The 923-nt window shown below is 71.2% G+C and carries 1 protein-coding gene; it reads right to left on the minus strand.

The features are described 5' to 3' along the window. Positions 1-899, minus strand: an 899-nt coding sequence (locus F6X68_RS32720) for a magnesium and cobalt transport protein CorA (RefSeq protein ID WP_370519027.1), incomplete at its 3' end; no start/stop codon positions are given. Positions 900-923 lie beyond the last annotated feature (24 nt).

The raw sequence follows: 923 nt of genomic DNA on the forward strand, positions 1-923 counted from the left end.
TCGACCGTGACCTGGGCCAGCCGCGCCTGGAGGATCGAGTTGAGCAGGTCGTCGTAGGAGTTGACCTGCTCGACGGTGCGGCTCAGGTGGTCCTGCACGTCGCGGAAGTAGCGGCGGATCTCCTTCGGCACGTCGCGGTTCATCTGCGCGGTGAGCGTCATCAGCGGGCGTTGCAACGGCATGACCGCCCGCTTGAACTCCACCAGTTCCCGCTTCATCTGGTAGATCCGCTGGATCCGGCCGGTGGACTGGCGGTCGAACACGTCGGCCTCCAGCGTGTCGAGGTCGTCCTCCAGCCGGTCGGCGACCTCCAGGTAGATGTCCACCACCCGGTCGGTCACCGCGTACGCCACCGCCCAGGGCCCCTGGAGCAGCAGGTCCTGCTTCGTCTCCAGGTCGGCGCGGACGGGGGCCAGCCGGCAGGCGTCCCCGTGCCGCACGCTGATCAGGAAGTTCGGGCCGATGAAGAGCATCACCTGGCCGGTCTCGACGACCTCGGAGTGCTCGGTCAGCTCGGCGTGCTCGCAGTACCGGGCGGTCCGCAGCACCAGGAAGCTGACCTCGCCGAACTGCTCCAGCTTGGGGCGCTGCTGCGCCTTCACCGCGTCCTCGACGGCCAGTTCGTGCAGCCCGTACGTGGCGGCGATGGCGGTCATCTCGGCCAGCTCCGGCTCGTGCAGACCGAGCCAGACGAAGCCGTGCTCCTCGCGGCGGGCCGCGGCGAGCGCCTCGGCGTACCGCCAGTCGCCGGGCTGCCGGCGGCCGTCCACGTAGAGGGCGCAGTCGACCACCGCGCTGCGCTGCGGGCCGGTCGGCGGGGACGCCTGCTGGGGGGTGTCGGAGTTGAGCCGGCGGGTCATCGCCCGCACCGGCGCCACCCAGTCCCGGGGCCTGAGCACCCGTCCGCCGTTCGACGCGGTCGT

This window comes from Micromonospora sp. AMSO12t, assembly GCF_008806585.1.
GTDB classification, from domain to species: domain Bacteria; phylum Actinomycetota; class Actinomycetes; order Mycobacteriales; family Micromonosporaceae; genus Micromonospora; species Micromonospora reichwaldensis.